Origin of the sequence: Legionella rubrilucens (assembly GCF_001468125.1) — a bacterium.
Classification (GTDB): Bacteria; Pseudomonadota; Gammaproteobacteria; order Legionellales; family Legionellaceae; genus Legionella_C; species Legionella_C rubrilucens.
In genome coordinates this window covers 76,479-96,973 of record NZ_LNYT01000022.1, presented here as the reverse complement: position 1 = coordinate 96,973, position 20,495 = coordinate 76,479, and the positions used below count along the sequence as shown (strand labels likewise).

Here is a 20,495-nt window from a genome sequence, read left to right as displayed (position 1 = left end):
AGCAGGCAACGTTAGTCAGGGGAAGCCAGGTAGAGGAGCAAGGCCTTCTGCACATGCAGGCGGTTTTCACTCTGCCTGAAAATAATGGAAGAGGGGCTATCCGGCAATGTGCTGGATACTTCCTTCCCTCGTTCCATGGGCATGCAATGCATAAACACCGCCGCCGGATCTGCCAATGCCATCAGCGATTCGTTCACCTGAAAACCAGCAAATGCTTCCTCATCCACGGTTTCAAACCCCATACTGGTCCAGACATCGGTGTAAACCGCCTGAACATGGCGTACCGCGTCATTGGGATGACTGAAGGCTTTAATCTGTTCAGGATACCGGTTTTGGGCGAGCGCTGAGATGCTGGCATCCGGTTGTCGGCCAGGCGGGCAGCAATAATGAATGGTGATGCCCAGTTGCGGCGCCAGCAACATCAGGCTGTGAAGTATATTATTGCCGTCGCCCACATAGGCGAGCGTTAACCCTTCAAGCGCATCAAATTGCTCTTTAAGGGTGAGTAAATCGGCAAAAATCTGGCAGGGGTGATGCAGGGCTGAGAGGCCGTTAAGGACTGGAACTTCAGCGTGCTTCGCCATTTCAGCCAGTATGCCATCATCATGGGTACGAACCATAATAAAATCAGCATAGCCATTTAATACACGGGCCATGTCCGCTGGTGTTTCCTGCTTGCGCGTCGTGCTGATGCTTTCGATGGCCACACCGCCCAGGCTTTGGAACGCCATGGCAAAGCTTAAACGGGTGCGGAATGACGGTTTCTCAAAAATCATCGCCAGGCTTTTACTGGCTAATGCCTGTCGATAAAAGGCGGGTGTCTGTTTCATTGCTTTCGCCTGATTAAGAATCAGCTGCACCTCATCACGATTGAACTCCATCCCGGTGAGCAAATGACGGCCAGGCGACAAGGGCCGGCTGTTTTTCTCGTATTGCCAAACCGGCGTATTCACCTGGGTGACGCCGGTATCCAGTCCGAATATGGCTTGTTGCAGATTAATGACAAAGGTATTCGGAGTGACCTCGGTAATGGACGAAGTGTCCGCCTGCGCATTCAGCAGGGGATCGGGTTTAGGAAGGGACATGTTTATTCTCCTTTACTATTTCGCTAAGAGAGCACTGTTTCGCTTCGGCCTCGGCAACCCAAAGGCCGACTTGATGGTGCGCATCACGAAACGGCACGCCCTTAAGCACCAGGGATTCAAGCACACGGGTGGCATCGAGGTAACCGCTTTCTGCTTTTTCCTTCATCAAGGCGGTATTGAACGTGAGGCTTTTAAGAAAGGGAGTCATGATCGTTAAGCAGGCATTGACCGTATTCACCGTGTCAAACAGCGCTTCCTTGTCCTCCTGCATGTCCTTGTTATACGCCAGCGGCAAGCCTTTCATCATGGTCAGCAGCCCCATTAAATGGCCGTAAACCCGCCCGCTTTTGCCGCGAATGAGCTCAAGCACATCCGGATTCTTTTTATTGGGCATTAAGGACGAGCCGGTGGCAAAGGCATCACTGAGGGTAATGAAATGAAATTCACTGGTTGCCCAAAGAATTAAATCCTCGCAGAGCCTCGACAGATGCATCATGACAAGCGTAGCCGCACTGACCAGTTCAATGACAAAATCACGATCGCTGACGGCATCCAGCGTGTTCACCACCACGCCGTTAAATCCAAGCCGGGATGCCACCCATTCGCGATCGAGCGGCAGACTGCTTCCCGCCAGCGCGCCGGCCCCCAGGGGCGAATAATTCATCCGTTTGAACCAGTCATCAAGACGGCTTTTATCGCGTTCAAACATGCTCTGATAGGCGCCAAAATAAGTGCCTAAACGGATGGGTTGCGCCTGTTGCAGATGCGTGTACCCAGGCATCCAGTTGTCCTGGTACTGCTTAGCCATCTCGCTTAAGCAGGTTATCAGCACGTCAAGCTCACGCTGCAGTTGCTGTCCTGCGTCGCGGCAGTATAAACGCAGATCCAGGGCGACCTGATCATTGCGGCTGCGTCCGGTATGCAATTTTTTGCCTGTATCGCCCAGTTTTTCAATCAGGCATTGCTCAATGAACATGTGAATGTCTTCACTGCCATTGTCAAAATCAGGCAGGCTTTGCTCAAGCTGCTTGCAAACCTCGGTAAGGGCTGCATCAATGGCGGCGCCTTCTTCGGCAGTCAGCAGGCCTTGCCGGGTCAACATGGCGGCATGGGCACGGCTGCCTTCGATATCCTGTTTGAAAAGCACCTGATCAAAGGATAAGGAGGCATTAAAGGCATTGACGCGGGCGTCCAGTTCCTGTTTAAACCGTCCACCCCAGGTTTTATTGGTCATCTTTCCCTCCTTGATGCACGAGGCCATACACTTTGGCCGACAGCGAAAACAGATTGATAAAGCCTTCCGCGTCTTTCTGGTTGTAAATGCTGTCTTCTTCAAACGTGGCCAGGGCGGGATTATGCAGGCTGAATGGCGATTGCATGCCGCAGGGAATGATATTGCCTTTGAACAGTTTTAATTTCACGCTGCCGCTGACATGTTGCTGGGTGACCGCAATAAAGGCATCCAGGGCTTTTTTACTGGGCGAGAACCAGCGTCCTTCATACACTAAATTGGCATACTGCTGCTGCAGCGATTGCTTAAGGTGCAGGGTATGCCTGTCCAGGCACAGGCTTTCAAGCATTTTGTGCGCCTTGTAGATCACCGCTGCAGCCGGGGCTTCATAAATACCGCGTATTTTCATGCCCACCAGGCGATTTTCAACAATGTCGGCTACGCCGATGCCGTGTTGCCCCGCCAGTTCATTGAGTTGCTGCAGGAGGTGCACAGGGGTTAGTTTCTTGCCGTCGATTGCAGTGGGCACGCCCTGCTCAAATTCGATCGTGACCGTCGCGGCCTCATCCGGAGTTTCTGCAATGGGGGTGGTCATGAGCAGGACATCATCGGGCATGGCGGCAGCCGGATCTTCAATGACCCCGCCTTCATGCGAGATATACCAGATGTTGTGATCGCGAGAATAAGGGGCCTTGGGCGTTACCGGTACCTCAATGCCATGGGCTTTGGCGTAATCAATGGCCTGCTGGCGCGATTTGATTTCCCAGTGCCGCCAGGGTGCGATAATCTCCAGTTGCGGGGCTAAGGCTTTGACCGTGTATTCAAAGCGCACCTGATCATTGCCCTTGCCGGTAGCGCCATGAGCAATGGCATCGGCGTTTTGGGCTAAGGCGATTTCCACCAGTTTTTGAGCAATTAATGGCCTGGAAATGGTCCCCAGTACATATTGCTCTTCGTAAAGGGCGCCGGATTTGACCAATGGCCAAAGGTAATCCGTGACGAATTCATCCTGCACGTTGACAATAAACGCTTGCGAGGCCCCGCTTTTGAGCGCTTTTTCCTTAATGGCAGTCAGATTTTCCTGCTGGCCGAGATCGCAAATCACCGCAATGACTTCGGCACCGGTCACATGGTCCTTAAGCCAGGGAATCATGACGGAGGTATCGAGTCCGCCTGAATAAGCCAGGGCAATTTTATTGATTGTTTTTTTCATGTTATCTCCTAGTAATACGTTTGCAGGGCGGCTATGGGATCGGTAAAGTCAGCGGTAGTTAAATCCGCAATCAGATTGCCCCGGTTAATGACCACCAAGCGTTCGGCAATGCCGGTTAAGAAAGGTAAATCATGGGAAGCAATCACCATGGTGACGTTCATGCCTTTGACCTGATTCAGCAAGGCGGCAACATCATTCATGCTGCCTCTGTCCAAACCGGACGTCGGCTCGTCGCAAAGCAGTAAATCAGGTTTCATCATCAGGCTTCTCGCCAACGCCACGCGCTGTTTCTGTCCGCCCGACAATTGCTGCGGAAAAGCGCCGGCTTTTGATCCAAGCCCTAATACCTCCAGTAGTTCCAACGCGCGGCCTTCGTGATCGATGTCCTTTTCATGAAGGCTTGGTGCATAAACCAGATTATCAAGAACCGTCATGTGCGGAAACAGTTGGAAATCCTGAAACATAAATCCGCTTGTACCGGCTAATTCAATTCTGCCGCTGTCTAGCTTTTCAAGCTGCTGTATACAACGCAGTAACGTCGATTTACCGCTGCCGGAGGGGCCGGCAAGACCGACAATGCTGTTGGCGGCGATGGTTAAATTGATTTGATTAAGGACGACGGTTTTGCCGAATTGTTTGCAGGCATTATTGATTTGTATCATAGACACCTCGTTTTTCAATCGTTTTGCCAAGCCATTCAATGAACAGGACCAGGGTATAGTAATAACAGCCGGCAATGCACAAGGGCAGGAAATAAGTAAATTGCTGAGCCGCCAGCGATTGGGCATTACGCATTAAATCCATCCCGCCGATGGTTGAGATCAAAGCGGTTTCTTTCAGCAGAGCAATGACTTCATTGATGATCGCGGGAAAAATCGCTCTGGCGACCTGGGGCAAAATGATGTCTTTCCACAGGTAAAACGTGGGGATATTCAGTGTGGCCGCGGCTTCAAACTGTCCCTTCGGTAAATTCTCAATCCCCGCGCGCAGGATTTCCGCAAAATAAGCGGAACTGTTAAGCCCGAAGGCAAGAATGCCTGCGGTCAAAATGCCGGGTCTTACTCCGGTTAACGCCGGTGCCGAGAAATAAATCAAGCTTAACTGTAAAATCAAAGGGGTGCCCCGGAGTATCGAAATCAGTCGGTTAATACCCCAATTTGCGAGGTTGTAATAGCGGCAGATAGCCCAGACACTGCCCAGCACCAGACCGAGAGCAATCCCTCCCGCGAGCAGTTGCAGGGTGAGGGTAATCCCCTGGCCCACAAACCATACATTCTGGCTCCATTCGTTCATAAAGACTCCTTAAACCATTGTGCTTTCAGTTTTTGGATCTCGCCTTTGTCCGCCAGGCGTTTGAGCGCCTGGTTGATTTGCGCCGTCAAGGGGGAGTCTTTTTTTACAGCAATGCCATAACCGTTTTCCGCCTGGCCAACGAGGCTGTAGGATAAACCTGGATTTTTTTGACTGAACACACGCCCCTGCACGCCATCCATGAGCACCACATCGACATGGCCGGCAATCAAGGCTTCAATCGCCTGATTATTGTTATCCAGGGCTGTAATTTCGGCTTGAGGAAATTCCTGCCTTACCCAGATTTCCATGACTGAACCCAGTTGCACCGCGATTTTTTTGCCAACCAACTGGGACGCTTGCGTCACCGGCTGGACGTCACGGTAAACTGCCGCCATGCCCTCGAAATAATAGGGTGTCGAAAAGTCAACATTTTTCTGGCGATCAGCGGTGATGGTAATGGTAGCAATGGCGGCATCATTCTGACCGGAGGTGACCGCCGGCAGCACCGTGCTGAATTGCATGTTGTCAAAAACCGCCTTTTTTCCCATTTCTTTAGCGACGAGTTTCGCTAAGTCAATGTCAAACCCCTTGAGCTCACCTTGATCTGAATATTCAAATGGTGGATATTCGGCGGAGGTGGAAAAATGCAGTTCGTCGGCTTTTTTTTGTTGATCACAGCCAGAAATAAAGGCAAATGAAACTATTAAAAGGAAAGGGAAAAACGGCTTCATCGAATTTATATCCAAAATTTAATCATTTTTTGAATATATCAGCAAGGCATTTGTATTGTCAATTAAAAATGAATATAATTCCATTTTATTTGATATATATGCAAGGAGAGGCTCTTGTCCCATGACCAGATCATTGATGATTTAATCGTGAACATCGTGCAAACCGAGGTGATTGCCGAGCAAAGTGATTTGCAACAGAGTTTGAAAAAAAGAGGCTATGACATTCCCCAGGCGACCTTGTCGCGGCGTTTAAAAAAAATGAAAATTGCCAAAGTGGCCGGATTGTACAAAGTCATTGATTACCATCAGCCCGGGCTGCCGCTGGTATTGAATATTCAGGTTTCCGATTTTGGCCTCATTGTGCTGCAAACCCACCCCGGCAATGCCAGCAGCCTTGCCTATTACCTGGATCGCAAATACGTTTCATTCAGCGCACAGGAGCCTTCCGATTCGGGTATTCTTGGAACCATCGCCGGAGATGATACGGTTTTACTGATTGCGAAAAGCAAAGCACATCAGCAAAAAGTCTGTGAATTGCTGCACCAGGAGTTTCCCTACCTGTTAATGTCCTGACCGGTTAAATAATGGTTTTTTAGTCGGACATAATGAGCGGCGGAGTACTCCAGATGGCGCAATTCCTCGTCTGAAAGCAGGCGAATGGCCTTCACGGGATTGCCGAGATAAAGATACCCGCTTTCCAACCGTTTGCCAGGGGGGACGACACTGCCGGCGCCAATGAGTACATGGTGTTCGATGAAGGCGCCATCAAGAATGAGCACGCCCATGCCAATAAGGCAGTAATCGTCAATCTGGCAGGCATGAAGCACGGCTTGATGCCCTACCGTAACGCCTTTTCCGAGGATAAGCGGTTTGCCGCCGGGCGTGAACGGGCCGTCATGAGTGACATGTAAAATCGCGGCATCCTGAATGTTGCAGTCATCACCCACGGTAATGCTGTTCACGTCGCCGCGAATGACTGCCATGGGCCAGACGGAGACATGATTGCCCAACTGCACCCGGCCAATCACGGCGGCGGTGGGATCCACATAAACGTCCTGGCCAAGCACAGGGACATGATCAAGATAGGGGCGGACAGCTGGATTCATTGTTACACCATGGTTACCAATTCTTCGGCACTGGTCGGATGGATAGCGACCGTGTTGTCAAAATCGCGTTTACAGGCACCCATTTTAACAGCAACGGCGAATCCCTGCAGCATTTCATCCGCACCGTAACCAATGACGTGCAGGCCGACGATGCGTTCGTCTTTACCGTAAGTGACCAGTTTCATCGCCGTGGGTGTTTTTTCACTGCTGAAGGCATCGAACATTGGATTAAAGCGGGTGCTGTAGATTCTGATGGAATCTTTGCCGAACTTGCTGACAGCTTCTGCTTCACTGAGTCCTACACTGCCAACAGGCGGGTGGCTGAAGACCACGGAAGGGATATTATCATAATTTAAGTGGGCTTCCTTTTCACCGCCAAACAGCCTGTCGCAGAGACGGCGGCCGGCTGCAATGGCGACTGGGGTCAGAGCCGGGGCATTAATTACATCACCGATGGCATAGATCCCTTCAACCGAGGTATTCTGGTATTTGTCGACCGTGATTAAACCGCGTGCATCCCTTTTCACACCGATTTTATCGAGGTTTAAATGGGCTGTACGGGGAGAGCGTCCAACCGCGGCAATGACGGTATCCAGATTGTCAATGACTGAACCGCTTTTACAAAGGATGATTTTTTTACCCTGCTTATCGATTTTGATTTCTTTGGCGTGATGATTGACATGCACATGCAGGCCCTGTTGCCGCATAATCTGCATCAAGGTATCGCCAAGCATGGCATCAAAGCGGCTCAATGGAGTGTCTCCGCGGATTAACAAGTGGGTTTCAGTGCCTAAGCTTTGAAGAATGCCTGCCAGTTCCACACCGATATAGCCGCTGCCGATGACGGCGGCTTTCTGGGGTTTGTCGGCTAAATCAAAAAAACCATCGGAATTGATGGCATGTTCAATCCCCGGCAAATCAGTCGGCATGCTGGGTTCACCGCCGGTGGCGATAATGATGTGCGGGGCGGTATAGTGCTCACCTGCCACGTCAATGGTATGGGCATCAACAAAAGCCCCTGTGCCGCTTAGAAGCGTCATCGTGTATTGGCTGAAACGCTTGCCATAAATTTCCCGCAGACTGGCGACATAAGCATTGCGCTTTTGCACGAGGGTTTGCCAATTTAAGCGGATATTGGTCGGTGCAAAACCATAATCAATCGATTTGCGCAGGGTTTCGGCAATGTTGGCGCTGTTGTACATCATCTTCTTGGGAACGCAGCCTAAGTTAACGCAGGTACCACCGAGATACTGCTGTTCAACCACGGCTACTTTAGCACCGTGTTTCGCCGCCCGTACTGCACTGGCCATACCGCCGCTACCGCCGCCAAGAACAATCAAATCAAATTTCATGTCATTATCCTGTGGACATACTTAATCAGTGAGAGGAATCACTATAGCTCAAAAACAACGCGTTTTTAAAGCGAGGTCTGTTTGATAAATCAGTGATTTTGTCAGGAATAGCTGCAAGTTCAGTGGCAATTCATTATACTCAAACGATGCTTTAAACTTAAAACGACATGAAAATCAAACACTACGCCATCCTTGTCTTAACTCTTCTGCTGCTAGGTTGCGGGCATTCCGGCGAGCGGAGTTATCAGGGTTATGTCGAAGGCGATAATATTTACCTGGCATCACCCAATTCAGGCATTCTCAAGGAGTTGCTGGTTCAACGCGGTCAGACGGTGACTAAGGGGCAACGGCTTTTTCAACTGGATTCCGAGCCGCAGGCGCAAGTGATTAAGCAATATGCCAGTGATCTGGAACAGGCCAAAAGCCTGCTTAAGGATTTAAAAAATCCGCGTCGTGCTCCGGAAGTAGAAGCGATTGAGGCGCAGATTGAACAAGTGAACGCTCAAATAAAACTGACGGAAATTCGTGTCAAGCGTTACCAGAGCCTCTATCAGAAAAATGCCATCGAAAAAGACCGCCTTGATGAAATTCTGGCGACCTATGACCAGCAGAAAAAATTAAGGGATCAGTATGAGGCCAATTTAACGCTGGCGAAGATGGGCAGCCGCAGCGACCAGATTAAGGCGCAGGAAGCGCAGATTCAGGCGATCGCGGCAAAGCTCAATGAGGCCAAGTGGCAATTGGCGCAAAAAACAGTGTATGCACCTGCAGCAGGGGTGATTTTTGATACCTATTACCGTCCAGGCGAGTTTGTTGGCGCGCAGCAGGCGGTGGTGTCATTGCTCACGCCTGAGAATGTCCACATTGAATTTTACGTACCGGTGGAGGAATTGGCCCGTTTGAGCGTCGGTAAAAAAATTACTTTTACCTGCAGTGGCTGTCAACCGGACAACCCGGCGCTAATCAGCTACATCGCACCGGAAGCGGAATATGCGCCCCCCCTCATCTACAGCCGGGAGAATTACGATAAACTGGTCTTTCGCGTTCAGGCCCGCTTTGACAATTTCCATGCCTTTAAACCCGGTCAGCCAGTGACGGTGTTGTTACAATGACAACGGATGCCATTATTGATGTCCACAATTTAACAAAATCCTTTGACGGCAAAATCGCGGTGAACGGCATTGACATGCTGGTTAAACGGGGCGAAGTCTTTGGTTTTCTTGGGCCCAATGGCAGCGGTAAAACCACCACCATCCGTATGTTGTGCGGGTTATTAACCCCGGACAAGGGGGAGGGGCATTGCCTTGGCTATGACATCCTCACGGAATCCAAAAAGATAAAGCAACATGTCGGCTACATGACTCAAAAATTCAGTTACTATTTGGATTTGACCATCGAGGAGAATTTGAATTTTGTCGCCCGGGTGTATGGCGTCGATAAACGCAAAGAACGGGTTGAACAGGCCATGGAGGATTTGGAATTAACGCCCCGCCGCAATCAATTAACCCGGCAATTATCCGGGGGCTGGAAACAGCGTGTGGCGCTGGCTGCCTGCCTGCTGCATGATCCTGATTTGCTGTTGCTGGATGAACCGACAGCGGGGGTAGACCCCATCGCAAGACGGGAGTTCTGGGATAAAATTCACAGTTTGAGTGAACAGGGCATTACCACCCTGGTGTCCACCCATTACATGGATGAAGCAGAGCGCTGTACCCGTCTGGCTTATCTTGCCTATGGCGATTTGCTGGTGACCGGCACGGTAGACGAAGTGATCGCCACGACTCAACTCGGTACCTGGGAAATTTCAGGCGAAGTAACGACCCGCTTGTTGCAGGAAACCAAACAATTGCAGGGTATTGTGCAATCCGCCTTGTTCGGCAGCCGTATCCATGTGTGCGGGTATGACAAACAACGTGTGGAAAACGAGCTGAGTCAACTGGCCGCACGCTACCCCATACGCTGGGAGGCAATTGAACCGACCCTGGAAGATGCTTTCATCAGCCTGGTCAAACAATCGGGAGGAAAAATGGGATGAAAACCCCGTTTGCCTCCGGGCTCATTGGCATCATGGTCAAAGAATTCATTGAAATGCGGCGTGATAAGGCCACGTTCGGCATGATACTTTTTATTCCCCTGCTGCAACTTATCCTGTTTGGCTTCGCCATCAACAACAACCCCCGTCATTTGCCCACGGCCATCGTGAACAGCGATCCCAGCCCGCTGACCCGCCGCATTTTAAGCGGCATGGAAAATTCCACTTACTTTAAATTCGTAGCGCCTGCCCTGACTGAAGAACAAGCCTATCGTTTGCTCAAACGCGGCAAGGTGCAGTTTGTGATTAATTTCCCGCCTAATTTCTCCCGCGATCTGGCCAAGGGGCTAAGACCGGTGCTGTTACTTGAAGCCGATGCTACGGATCCTGCGGCAACCAGCCGGGCTGTGAATGTCTTTGTTGAACTGGCCTCGCTGGTGTTAAAGAAAGAATTAACCGGTCCGCTGGCAAGCCTAAGTCCGAAAATCCCACCGTATCAGCCTCAGGTTCATACCATTTATAACCCGTTGGCGATAACCTCCTACAACATTGTTCCGGGCTTGCTCGGGGTGGTGATGACGATGACGCTGGTGGTGGTGACCGCACTGGTCATTACCCGTGAATACGAACTGGGCACCATGGAGAATCTGCTGGCTACCCCGGTGAGTCCTTTGGAGGTGATGATCGGCAAGCTGCTGCCGTATATTATCGTGGGTTACCTGCAGGCTCTGATTATTTTGATACTGGCTAAATTGTTATTCGGGGTGCCCATGGAAGGCAGCATCCTGTTGTTGATGATCTGTTGTCTCCCTTTTATTTTCGCTAATCTGGTTATGGGATTAACCTTCTCCACCATGGCGTCAACGCAGTTGCAGGCGGCACAAAGTGCGATGTTTTTCTTTTTGCCGTCGATTCTGTTATCCGGCTTCATGTTCCCTTTTCAGGGCATGCCGGAATGGGCGCAATGGGTAGGATCGATTCTGCCCCTGACTCATTTCCTCATTATTGTGCGGGGAATTCTACTGAAAGGAAACGGCTTTTGGGACGTCTGGCAGGAAACCATCCCCATCATGCTGTTTGCCGTGGTCGTGATGGCCATTGGTTATAAAAGGTACCGCCGCACGCTGGATTAGGCCAGAAAATGGCTGACTTCCTGTTCCACACGGGAATCAATCAGCACTTCAACGTGATCAATGCCCGGAATGATTTTTAACGCAGCATGGGGGTATTGTTGGCAAAAACGAATGGATTCGACAGGGTGAATCGTGCTGTCTTCACTGCCATGGATACAAAGAATGGGAACCTGGCTGCGATTAACCAAATGGCGAAAATGAAGTTTCTCAATTTCTGTTGCTGCATTCTGCCGAAAGATATTGCGTAATTCGCGATACCCCTGACCACTCAGGCGCAGTTGCCTGGCTAAGCGGCTTACTGGCGTTCGCATGAGCGTGGGGGAGGCGATGAGTACCATGCGCTCAGGCGAAGACTTAAGTTGCCATTCGTCAAACTGATTGGCCAGATTCAGGGTGTTAAGCAGCATGGCACCACCAAAGGAATGGCCTATAGCCGCATGGAAGGGGCCAAAATGGTTGATGGTTTCACGAAGGATGGTCACGGCATCGGTCCAGGTCAATTGCAGCCCTTTGGCTTCGCCATGAGCCGGAAAATCCAGCGCATAGACCTCATACCCCTGCTGATGGAGGTGGCGGATAAGTTTCACCATGTAGGCGGCCCGCGACATCCAGCCATGGGTAATTAATATTTTTTTAGCGGCAGGATTGTCAGGCTGGTCAAAATGGTGAAACACATGATGACGCGGTGAATGCCGCTCAATCAGCGTTGACCGCTTGCTGGCAATGTATTCACAGGCACGCTCGGCAAAGGCCCGATACTGTTTTTCAACGGGCATGGGAATGGGCGTAATGAACAATTGATAACAGAGTTGGGCATGCAAAAAATCCCTCATGTCTTTTAAGGTATTGACTAACATCATCTTTTCCCTTTTTTTTGTTCTATTTAGAGCATAGTTTAAAATGCGTGACTTTTTGGTCTTTTTACGTTTTTTTGTCAAAAACAGTAATAAAAACCCTGTATGGGTTGCTTTTTCCGCAAGCAAATGGCTTGAGAAGCCGCTGCCTTGCAACTACGCTTGGTGTATAACCATAAAAAACGGGGATTTTATGACCGCCCTCGCGGTTATCATCAATCAACAGGCTAAGAATGCCCAATCCGCAGCACCGTACCTTCAGGGGCTGGAAGCGGGGGGTATAGCTTATGATTTGTATGAGGTCAATGCCAGCGATCTGGATGCAACCATCAAAGAGTGTCAGCCGAAATACGATATCCTGCTGGTGGGCGGCGGCGACGGCACGGTGCGCTCTGCGGCTCATTATTGCGCCACCACCCGCACGGTAATGGGGGTTCTTCCCCTGGGAACTCTGAATCACTTTGCCCGGGAATTGCTGCTGCCGTTAACCGTTGAGGACCTGGTTGAGGCGTTAAAACAGCGCACCACGACTGTGATTGATCTGGCCGAAGTCAATGGTCAGGTGTTCGTCAACAATTCATCGATTGGCTTTTATCCCAAATTTGCCCGTAGGCGCGATTTGTACAGCCGAAAATATTATAAATGGCTAAGTTACATCCCAAGCTTCATTGATAGTCTGCGCAAGCATCCAACCCTGTCGTTGCAGGTCAAAAACGACCATTTCGTGCTGTCTCTGCGTACGTCGTTTTTGATGGTCAGCAATAATCTCTACACCTATGAGTTTCCTGCGACGTTCAAGCGTGACGATTTTACCAGTGGCCGGCTGGGGCTTTATTTTTTCAGGCATGGCCGGATGCGTTTACTCAAAATCCTTCGCGCCCTGCTTAATCGCAGAAGCAATTTCGAATTCAGAGAGTCTAAGTCACCCATTGAAATTCATTGTCAGGACGTTGCTGAGCTCAACGTGTCGCTGGATGGCGACGTCAGGCGGATGGAATCCCCTTTGCGTTATAAAATCATTCCTCAAGGCCTGCGTCTTATCACCATCGAAAAGCCTCCATAAGTCAATTGCTCAGGGCGTAAGCAAATGTTGGTGCAACCTTTTTAACAACGAAGAGCCTCATGCTCAGTGGGCATGGAATAAAAGCAGCCCAATGAATGCCACGCTATACTCTGGTTAAGGCTTGATTAACCTCACTGAAAAATATCGAAAGGCAAGGGACGGAATGATAAAAATTATTCATATTTCCGATTTGCATTTTGGCCACCACATTGAAACCATCCCGGAGGCATTTCACGAGGCCTGTGCGTTGATTCAACCGGATTTGCTGATCATTTCCGGGGATTTGACCCAACGCGCGAGAAGCTGGCAATTCAAGGCGCTGGCTGAGTTTTTAGCAAGGCTGCGTGCACCCCATCTCGTTATCCCTGGTAATCATGATATTCCTTTTTTTAATTCCGTTGCCCGCCTGTTGTGGCCTTTTAAACAGTACAGGCGCTATGTGTCCACGGAACTGGAAGTCAGTTTCAGTAATGCCCAGTGCCGGATTCTGGGCCTTAACTCGGTGACTCCGTATGAATTCAAGGACGGGCGGCTGTCGCAGGAGTCGATGGTGAAAATGAAGGCGTTCTTTCAGGAATCCGAGCAGCATCTGAACATTCTTTTTTTCCATCATAACTTTCATTATTTTGAGGGCATGCACAATCCATTAACCAACGCGCAGGAATTCATTGACTATTTGAAACAAAGCCCAATCCACATTGTCTGCACCGGTCATTTGCATTATGCCAACATCACCCTCATTGAAAAGAACAATCAGGATAATGTCATGATTCTGCACGCCGGTTCGTTATCCTGTGTGCGTACCCGCGACAAATTCAACAGTTTTTATGTGATCAATCAGGAAGGCCTGACCTGCGAGGTGGACAGGTATGTGTTTAATAAGGGCCAATTCATTCCTCAGGAAAAATTCAATATGGAATTTGCCCGCTAAGATACCCATTTGCCGCAGATAGGATTACCATTAGATCAGTTAAGGGAAACGTCGAGGCATCCAATGGATTTGACCCGGTTTGAACAACGCTTACACGCCATCGAAGAGCGTCTTGCCGTGATTGAAAAAAAACTGGCTCTGCCCACGCCGCTTGCGCAATCCGGTTGGCATGAGCCTGAAGTCCCCGCTTCCAATGGGAAGGCGGCTCATTTAGACGCAGTCGAAATCTCATCCAAATCCGGGAATTGGCTGGGCACAATCGCGGTGGTGTGTTTTGTGCTGGCGGCGGGTTTTATTATTAAATTATCCATTGACAGCGGTTGGTTAACGCCTGCGCGCCAAATTGTCATCGCGGCCGTGTTCGGGATGAGCTTAATCGGCTCCGGGCTGGCAATGCTTTCTACCTATCGCGGTTATGCAAGCCTGTTGCCGGCGGCGGGGGTGATTATTCTCTACCTTTCCGTTTTTGCCGCGCACCGCCTTTACGCGCTGGTGCCTGCTGATGCGGCATTGATTCTGACGTCGCTGGTGTCGTTGCTGTGCATTGGCCTGTATCTGAAAATAAAACACGATGTTTATGCTCTTTGTGCCGCAGTAGGCGCTTACCTTTCGCCGGTTATTCTTGGTTTTCACGCCCAGGCGCTTTTTACCGTCTACTATTTTGTATGCTGCTCCCTGACGTTTGCAACCCTTTCCATCTGGCTGCGCTCACGGTTAATGACGATTATTGCGGCGTATCTTGCCATCCTCATTACGTCGCTTATTGGCCTTGATTTAAACGATGATGCCACGATTGCCGTCGTACTGGCCCTGCATTTTCTCATTTTTGCCTTAGGCACCTATTTATTTACCCGCGTGAATCAGCAGGAATTGACTGAAAAAGAAGCCTGGGGTTTCTTCCCTGTCCTCATGCTGTTTTATGCAATGGAGTACTTTTATATCGATCGGGGTTATCCGGGTTTGGCGCCCTGGCTGTCCTTGCTGTTTGCCGGCTTGCTGCTTACGCTGTATGTCTCGGCTAAACGCTGGTTTCCTGACGGTCGGATTAAAAGTCAGCCGGTTATTTTTGCTTTTGTCGCCATTGTTCTGTTTCATTCGTTTTATATTGAACTGCTGCCTGCTGACATCAAACCCTGGGTGTATGTGGCGATTATGCTGGCTTTAGCCTTTTTACCGTTTAATCCATCCTCGATGAAAGACAGGGGAACGTGGTATGTTCCGGCGTTGATTGGCTTTATTATTCTCGCCATTGAATACATCAATATCATTAACCATCTGCTGCAGACCCATTCAGGCATGGTGGTCAGTGACGGTCCTGCATCCTGGCTCCCTGTCGCTTTTGCTGCTTTGATCAGCACATGGTTAGTCCTTATTTATCGCCGCGACGATTTAGCTCACAATGACGAGAAGGGCTCGGCTTTGCTGGGCGCGGCCCATGTATTGGCCATTGCCGGATTTTACCGCCTTGCAGATCCTTACGGCTCCCTGGCGGTATCGGCCTGCTGGTTGTTTTACGCCATTGCTGTCATGGCGTTTGCCTATCAGCGACGGGATAAAACCATGGCAAAATCTGCCCTTGTTGTTTTAGGTTTTGCGGCCGGCAAAGCCTTGCTTTACGATGCGGCATCCACACCGACGCTCGTCCGAATTTTTTGCCTGTTGCTCACGGGGGCGGTGTTGTACGGTGCCGGCTTTTTAATGAAAAAAATCGCGGAATGGGAAAAATAATCCACACAACGGATTGATTTAATGGCATTTTTGTTGGACATTTGCGCAATGTCCCCTACGGATCAGCCAGAAAAAAAGGATAACTCATGCACACATCGAATTACATTTATCATCACGGCGAACAGGAACTGCACGGCTTTTTAGCCTATGACGACTCACACGATCGGCCGCGGCCTGCCGTGCTTGTAGCCCATGATTGGAGCGGCCGTAACGATTTCGCCTGTAAAAAAGCGGAAATGCTGGCGGGTATGGGTTATTTAGGTTTTGCCCTGGATATGTATGGTCATGGACGTCTGGGTGAAACCACGGATGAGAAAATGGGCCTCATGCAGCCTCTCGCCAATGATCGGCTTTTATTGCGTGATCGCATCAATGCCGCATTTGACGCGGTGATTGCCATGCCGGAAGTGGATAACAGCCGCGTGGCGGCTATCGGGTTTTGCTTTGGCGGTCTTTGTGTGCTTGATTTGGCGCGAAGCGGAGTGCCTCTAAAAGGCGTCGTGAGTTTCCATGGGTTACTCAACAAGCCTAAAGAACTGCACTCCCATCCCATCAGCGCCAAAATTCTGGTGCTGCACGGGTACGATGATCCCATGGTTCGTCCCGAGCAGGTTAACGAGTTTTGTCAGGAAATGACCGAGGCCAAAGTCGATTGGCAAGTGCACCTGTATGGTCATACCCAACATGCCTTTGCCAACCCAGAGGCCCATGATACGCAGCTTGGGACAATCTACAGTCCGGTTGCCGAACGCCGCTCCCTTCAGGCCATGGAAAATTTCCTCAGGGAAATTTTTGCTTAATCGCCGGGACAGAGAAAAAGATGCTCAAATCCCGAAAAGGATAGACTGTGATGCTTTCGCTGCGGTGTATGCTCAGGATCAATCTGTAATTTCGGGTAGCGCTTAAGCAAGACCTCAACCAGGCGGTGCATTTCCAGTCTGGCCAATTTAGCGCCCAGGCAGAAATGGCTTCCGTAACCATAACTGTAATGAGGTACTGTCCGGCCTTCCACAAGCACCTCATCGGGGTTGCTGAAATGAACCGGGTCACGATTAATGGCATGCGTTGCAATGAAAATCACCTTGCCTTGCTCAATCAACTGCCCTCCTAATGCCGTGTCGTTTCGGGTGACCCGGAAAATGAAGGTGACGGCCGGATCCAGACGGTTGCATTCCTCAAGGTAAGCATCAAGACGGTGGCTGTCCTGCTGAAGCCTGCTCCACAGTCCGGGTTTTGTCAGTAAGGTATACACATTATTGCAGAGTTGATCCGTGGTTGTGACCTGCCCTGCGACCAGCATCATAATGGCCTGGGAGATGATTTCGTCATCTGTCAGGCCAAAGTGCGCCTGATGCAGCAGCAGGGTGCTTAAAAAATCCTGTCCGGGGTGGCGGCGGCGTGCCTCAATGAGATTGGCGAAATAGTCATACAACCGTTTGGCGCTGTGGTTAACCCGGATGCCGTCCGCATCCTGATAAGTGGTGGAGCCGCCGAAAAACTGCGTCATGTTGTTCGACCACTCATAAAAATCAAGACGCTCACGCTCAGGGATGGCAAACAACTCAGCCAGGGTGGTTGAGGGGAGGGTTTGTGCCAGTTGATGCACAAAATCAAAGGATTGCCCCGCTTTGAACGCCAGCAGGCAACGCTCGATGGTGGCATCAATCAGGGGTTTTAATTTATCGAGGGTCTGCTGGCCAAAGCCATGGTAACAAATGCGCCGTCTGTCGGTGTGTGCCGGGGCATCGCTCATCACCATCATGCGGCTCACGACCTTAAAAAAATCGCTGATTAAGGCTAAATTCATCTCCGGCATGCGCGAAATAAAAAAGGGGGTACGATCGCAGGTGTAATCCTCACTGGTGAGCACTGCTTTGGCTAACGCATAAGAGGTAACCACAAAAAACTGGCCTGGCTCCCACCAGAAGAGTTCGCCCATTTCGCGTAAATGGCGGCTGAATTCATCCGGAGTGGTGCTCTGTTTTAACTGCATCAGGGTATAAGGTTTCATAGAATCTGTATCCTTCTTAAATGACGGGGACTGTGTTGGCTGAAGGCATTGCGGCCATGCAACAGGGCAAAATTGTCAGCAATCAGGTAATCGCCCTCTTGCCAGCGGTGTTCATGGCAATGCAGAGGATCTCGCATGACATCACTTAACGAGGCGAGAATGGCCTCTGATTCCGACTTTTCTTTGCCAAGCACCTGCACGTCGACGGGATTTAAATAATCCTCGCCCACGGGTTCGGCAAAGCGAAGAATCGTTTTACCGGTATCCGGATGGCGGGTGACCATGGGCCGGACAATGGCACCGCCATAATGAACCCGTTTTTCGGTCTTAAATGAGAAGAGGTAGTGACGCCACGCCGCCTGTTGTCCGGCATTGGCCGTGTCCCAGATCTGTTGGGTATTCACAAAAAGGGTCTCGCCGCCGCATTGCGGCAGAGGCGCTTTTAAGCAGTGGAAAAAAAGAAAGCGCGGTTCCTGATGGAATGCCCCATCCCAATGCAGAGGCACATCGCCTTCGGTGAACAGGTAATTGGGTTTGCGTTTGTCCACCCGCATTTCCATCACCGGGCCAGAATCCCAATGCAGAAGGGAGGCCTGGCTCTGCAAATATTCGAGCAGCCTGTCTTTGGCCAGTTGTTTAAAACCGCGCAACAGGACAAGCTGGTGTTGTGTCACTTTTTTCAGAAGATCGTTAAGCGGTATCCCGGTGAGATCGTCCTGTGCTGCCGTGATGAGATGCGGGGTAAACGAAGCGGATACAGTTAACATCAGCAAGCCTCCAGAACATAATGATCATGATTTAAGCGGGCACCCAGGCGCTCCGCCTCTTGCCGTTTGACCAGTTGCCACCCTTCTGGCTTTTTTAACAGCACGTTATGCCAGGGGGTAGCCCATTGGTTGCTGGCGGGCAGGAACTGAATGCCCAATTTATCCGAACCGCAGGGTTGGGGATGAATGGACAAACGCAGGCTTTGTGGAAAATAATTGGCCAGCAATCGCGACCAGGCGTTGGAGCGGCGCATCACTTCGTAGGCAATCGGCTTCGCCTGCTTTCTCATCTGATTTTTTGATAAAGTGGGGTTCAGCGCCAGTTGATCTTCAATGATAAAGCGATGAATGCCGTTAAACTGATACACCAGGGCAGCATCCCGTTGCAGGCGTGCCAGAAGTTCTGGAAGAGGTTCTGCATACTCATTCATCAACTGTTCGCGCATGCGGCCGTATGCTTTTAAATCATAGACATCGTCCAGCGAAAACGTGGAAAGATGATTCAGTTGATAATCCTTGATGATTTGTTTAACGCCGTGTTGATAAATGTCCACGTCCTCATCACTCACTAACACCAGATCGTTAAACACCCGGCCATCCGAGCAGATAATAAGCCTGACGTCCTGGCAGTAGATTTGCTGCATGGCGGCGCAAAGGGTGTTTAAGTGGCTTAACCCCATGATTTCACCCCGATCGGGATAAGGAGACAGGGTTTTTTCCCGATTGGCTGACTTTGCCGGGAAAGCGGGAAGAATCATCACCAGCGGCCATTGCTTTTGCACCGCCAAGGCCAGGTATTTTCTGGGATAGTACTGGCAGCACGGACAGAGCGCTTTGCGGCAGGCGCTGTGCTTCTCTTCACTGGAACGGAGATGGCGCATCAGAAGGAAGGTTAACTCATTAACCACCTCGTCATGATTCATGTTATTCATCGTTGGATCCTGCTGTGATTGGGTTCGAATGCAGGTTAGAAGAAATCTCTATAATTTGATAATATTAAGTTTTTATGTATTTAATTAAAAAAATTAATGGAAATTGATTTCGATGCCTTGCACACTTTTGTCACCGTGGTGGAAAAAGGCGGCTTCAATGCGGCGGCCAAGGCCCTGTTTAAAACACAGCCAGCCATTACTCTGGCGGTGAAAAAACTGGAGGACCGCTTAAACCTGTGTCTGTTTGATCGCAGCCATTATCGTCCTGAACTGACACCGCAGGGTGAAAAATTCTATAAGCGGGCCAAGTCACTGGTCGGTCATTGGCGGCATTTAAACCAGTTTTCCCAGCAATTGGGGGCCGGAATGGAGAGCGACATCACCATTGCCATCGATGTGTTTTACCCTTTAAGTGCATTAAAAGAGTTATTGCGGCACTGGATAAGTACTTATCCCTTGACTCAATTCCATTTTTTATCGGAGTCCCTGGGCGGTGCCTGTGAACGCTTATTGCGGCATCAGGCGGATGTGGTGATCAGTGAAAACCTGATTTCCGATCGGGCAGTGGAAGTGATTGTCCTGCGTTCGGAACCCATGGTGGCGGTGGCGTCTCCGCTGTTTATCGAGCAATATGCCGAAAAACTTCATGATTTGGATGATTTATCCGATTGCATGCAGGTTATTTTGCGCGATTCATCGCGGTCGGATTTTACTTTTGGAGTTCTCGAACACGGGCGGCGCTGGACGGTCAGCGATGTTCATTCCAAAAAAGACATTATCGTGGCTGGCCTGGGCTGGGGGCGTTTGCCCTTACACCAGGTGGCTCTGGAGCTGGCGGATGGACGGCTGCAGCGGCTCAGCGGGCCGCATTTTGATGAGCGGCTTTTAACCATGGGGGCTATTCGTCTGAAAAAGCCGGCCCATACCCCCATTGTTGAACGGTTATGGGCCGACTTGCAAACCCTGCAGCAGGGTACGCGATGCTCTCTTTGAGCTATAAATAAACAAACTTGTGGGCACTGGGGGCCGCATG

The 20,495-nt window shown here is 50.3% G+C and carries 21 protein-coding genes; 9 read left to right on the top strand and 12 right to left on the bottom strand.

Annotation, left to right across the window (positions count from 1 at the left end; all coding sequences use genetic code 11):
• Nucleotides 1-11 precede the first annotated feature (11 nt).
• The 6 genes from argF to Lrub_RS12095 are packed head-to-tail and all read right to left on the bottom strand — an operon-like array spanning nt 12 to nt 5,553.
• Nucleotides 12-1,085: an ornithine carbamoyltransferase gene (gene argF / locus Lrub_RS12120; protein WP_058532378.1), complete on the bottom strand. Its 1,074-nt coding sequence runs from the start codon at nt 1,083-1,085 to the stop codon at nt 12-14.
• The gene (gene argH / locus Lrub_RS12115; protein ID WP_058532377.1) at nt 1,072-2,319 is read right to left on the bottom strand and encodes an argininosuccinate lyase; all 1,248 of its coding nucleotides are present in this window, start codon (nt 2,317-2,319) and stop codon (nt 1,072-1,074) included. The genes argF and argH overlap by 14 nt, the downstream gene beginning before the upstream one ends.
• On the bottom strand, nt 2,309-3,529 hold the full coding sequence (locus Lrub_RS12110) for an argininosuccinate synthase (RefSeq protein ID WP_058532376.1): 1,221 nt from the start codon (nt 3,527-3,529) through the stop codon (nt 2,309-2,311). The genes argH and Lrub_RS12110 overlap by 11 nt, the downstream gene beginning before the upstream one ends.
• Before the next feature lie 8 nt (nt 3,530-3,537).
• Nucleotides 3,538-4,191 (bottom strand): ATP-binding cassette domain-containing protein, encoded by a 654-nt coding sequence (locus Lrub_RS12105; protein WP_058532375.1) that lies wholly within the window; start codon nt 4,189-4,191, stop codon nt 3,538-3,540.
• On the bottom strand, nt 4,175-4,822 hold the full coding sequence (locus Lrub_RS12100; RefSeq protein ID WP_058532374.1) for an amino acid ABC transporter permease: 648 nt from the start codon (nt 4,820-4,822) through the stop codon (nt 4,175-4,177). The genes Lrub_RS12105 and Lrub_RS12100 overlap by 17 nt, the downstream gene beginning before the upstream one ends.
• On the bottom strand, nt 4,819-5,553 hold the full coding sequence (locus tag Lrub_RS12095; RefSeq protein ID WP_058532373.1) for a substrate-binding periplasmic protein: 735 nt from the start codon (nt 5,551-5,553) through the stop codon (nt 4,819-4,821). The genes Lrub_RS12100 and Lrub_RS12095 overlap by 4 nt, the downstream gene beginning before the upstream one ends.
• 114 nt (nt 5,554-5,667) lie before the next feature.
• Between Lrub_RS12095 and Lrub_RS12090 the strand changes: the two genes are divergently transcribed.
• Nucleotides 5,668-6,126 carry an arginine repressor gene (locus tag Lrub_RS12090; RefSeq protein WP_058532372.1) on the top strand — a complete coding sequence of 153 codons (459 nt, stop codon included), beginning with the start codon at nt 5,668-5,670 and terminating at the stop codon, nt 6,124-6,126.
• Here the strand turns inward: Lrub_RS12090 and Lrub_RS12085 are convergent.
• Nucleotides 6,108-6,659, bottom strand: coding sequence for a gamma carbonic anhydrase family protein (locus Lrub_RS12085; protein WP_058532371.1), 552 nt, complete (start codon nt 6,657-6,659; stop codon nt 6,108-6,110). The two genes, Lrub_RS12090 and Lrub_RS12085, sit on opposite strands and share 19 nt — an antisense overlap.
• A gap of 2 nt (nt 6,660-6,661) precedes the next feature.
• Nucleotides 6,662-8,011: a glutathione-disulfide reductase gene (gorA, locus tag Lrub_RS12080; RefSeq protein WP_058532370.1), complete on the bottom strand. Its 1,350-nt coding sequence runs from the start codon at nt 8,009-8,011 to the stop codon at nt 6,662-6,664.
• A 167-nt stretch (nt 8,012-8,178) separates the two neighbouring features.
• Here gorA and Lrub_RS12075 point away from each other — a divergent pair, with 167 nt between their 5' ends.
• The 3 genes from Lrub_RS12075 to Lrub_RS12065 are packed head-to-tail and all read left to right on the top strand — an operon-like array spanning nt 8,179 to nt 11,176.
• Nucleotides 8,179-9,123: an HlyD family secretion protein gene (locus Lrub_RS12075; protein WP_058532369.1), complete on the top strand. Its 945-nt coding sequence runs from the start codon at nt 8,179-8,181 to the stop codon at nt 9,121-9,123.
• The gene (locus Lrub_RS12070) at nt 9,120-10,046 is read left to right on the top strand and encodes an ABC transporter ATP-binding protein (RefSeq protein ID WP_058532368.1); all 927 of its coding nucleotides are present in this window, start codon (nt 9,120-9,122) and stop codon (nt 10,044-10,046) included. The genes Lrub_RS12075 and Lrub_RS12070 overlap by 4 nt, the downstream gene beginning before the upstream one ends.
• Nucleotides 10,043-11,176, top strand: coding sequence for an ABC transporter permease (locus tag Lrub_RS12065; RefSeq protein ID WP_058532367.1), 1,134 nt, complete (start codon nt 10,043-10,045; stop codon nt 11,174-11,176). Before Lrub_RS12070 ends, Lrub_RS12065 begins: the two co-directional genes overlap by 4 nt.
• Here the strand turns inward: Lrub_RS12065 and Lrub_RS12060 are convergent.
• Nucleotides 11,173-12,033 carry an alpha/beta hydrolase gene (locus tag Lrub_RS12060; protein WP_058532366.1) on the bottom strand — a complete coding sequence of 287 codons (861 nt, stop codon included), beginning with the start codon at nt 12,031-12,033 and terminating at the stop codon, nt 11,173-11,175. The genes Lrub_RS12065 and Lrub_RS12060 overlap by 4 nt on opposite strands.
• 190 nt (nt 12,034-12,223) lie before the next feature.
• Between Lrub_RS12060 and Lrub_RS12055 the strand changes: the two genes are divergently transcribed.
• From Lrub_RS12055 to Lrub_RS12040, 4 genes are all read left to right on the top strand, one after another.
• Nucleotides 12,224-13,093 carry a diacylglycerol/lipid kinase family protein gene (locus tag Lrub_RS12055; protein WP_058532796.1) on the top strand — a complete coding sequence of 290 codons (870 nt, stop codon included), beginning with the start codon at nt 12,224-12,226 and terminating at the stop codon, nt 13,091-13,093.
• 163 nt (nt 13,094-13,256) lie between these two features.
• On the top strand, nt 13,257-14,024 hold the full coding sequence (locus Lrub_RS12050; RefSeq protein ID WP_237760816.1) for a metallophosphoesterase family protein: 768 nt from the start codon (nt 13,257-13,259) through the stop codon (nt 14,022-14,024).
• 63 nt (nt 14,025-14,087) lie between these two features.
• Nucleotides 14,088-15,752, top strand: a complete 1,665-nt coding sequence (locus Lrub_RS12045; RefSeq protein ID WP_058532365.1) for a DUF2339 domain-containing protein — start codon at nt 14,088-14,090, stop codon at nt 15,750-15,752.
• 86 nt (nt 15,753-15,838) lie between these two features.
• Nucleotides 15,839-16,552 carry a dienelactone hydrolase family protein gene (locus Lrub_RS12040; protein ID WP_058532364.1) on the top strand — a complete coding sequence of 238 codons (714 nt, stop codon included), beginning with the start codon at nt 15,839-15,841 and terminating at the stop codon, nt 16,550-16,552.
• Here the strand turns inward: Lrub_RS12040 and Lrub_RS12035 are convergent.
• From Lrub_RS12035 to Lrub_RS12025, 3 genes are read right to left on the bottom strand one after another with little or no spacing between them, the layout of a single operon-like run.
• A complete protein-coding gene (locus Lrub_RS12035; protein WP_058532363.1) occupies nt 16,549-17,763 on the bottom strand; it encodes a cytochrome P450 in 1,215 nt (404 codons plus the stop codon). The genes Lrub_RS12040 and Lrub_RS12035 overlap by 4 nt on opposite strands.
• Nucleotides 17,760-18,530, bottom strand: a complete 771-nt coding sequence (locus Lrub_RS12030) for a TauD/TfdA dioxygenase family protein (RefSeq protein WP_058532362.1) — start codon at nt 18,528-18,530, stop codon at nt 17,760-17,762. Before Lrub_RS12030 ends, Lrub_RS12035 begins: the two co-directional genes overlap by 4 nt.
• Nucleotides 18,530-19,462: an isocyanide synthase family protein gene (locus Lrub_RS12025; protein ID WP_058532361.1), complete on the bottom strand. Its 933-nt coding sequence runs from the start codon at nt 19,460-19,462 to the stop codon at nt 18,530-18,532. The genes Lrub_RS12030 and Lrub_RS12025 overlap by 1 nt, the downstream gene beginning before the upstream one ends.
• 96 nt (nt 19,463-19,558) lie before the next feature.
• On the opposite strand from Lrub_RS12025, the gene Lrub_RS12020 reads away from it, so the two are divergent.
• Nucleotides 19,559-20,455: a LysR family transcriptional regulator gene (locus tag Lrub_RS12020; protein ID WP_058532360.1), complete on the top strand. Its 897-nt coding sequence runs from the start codon at nt 19,559-19,561 to the stop codon at nt 20,453-20,455.
• The last annotated feature ends 40 nt before the right edge of the window (nt 20,456-20,495 follow it).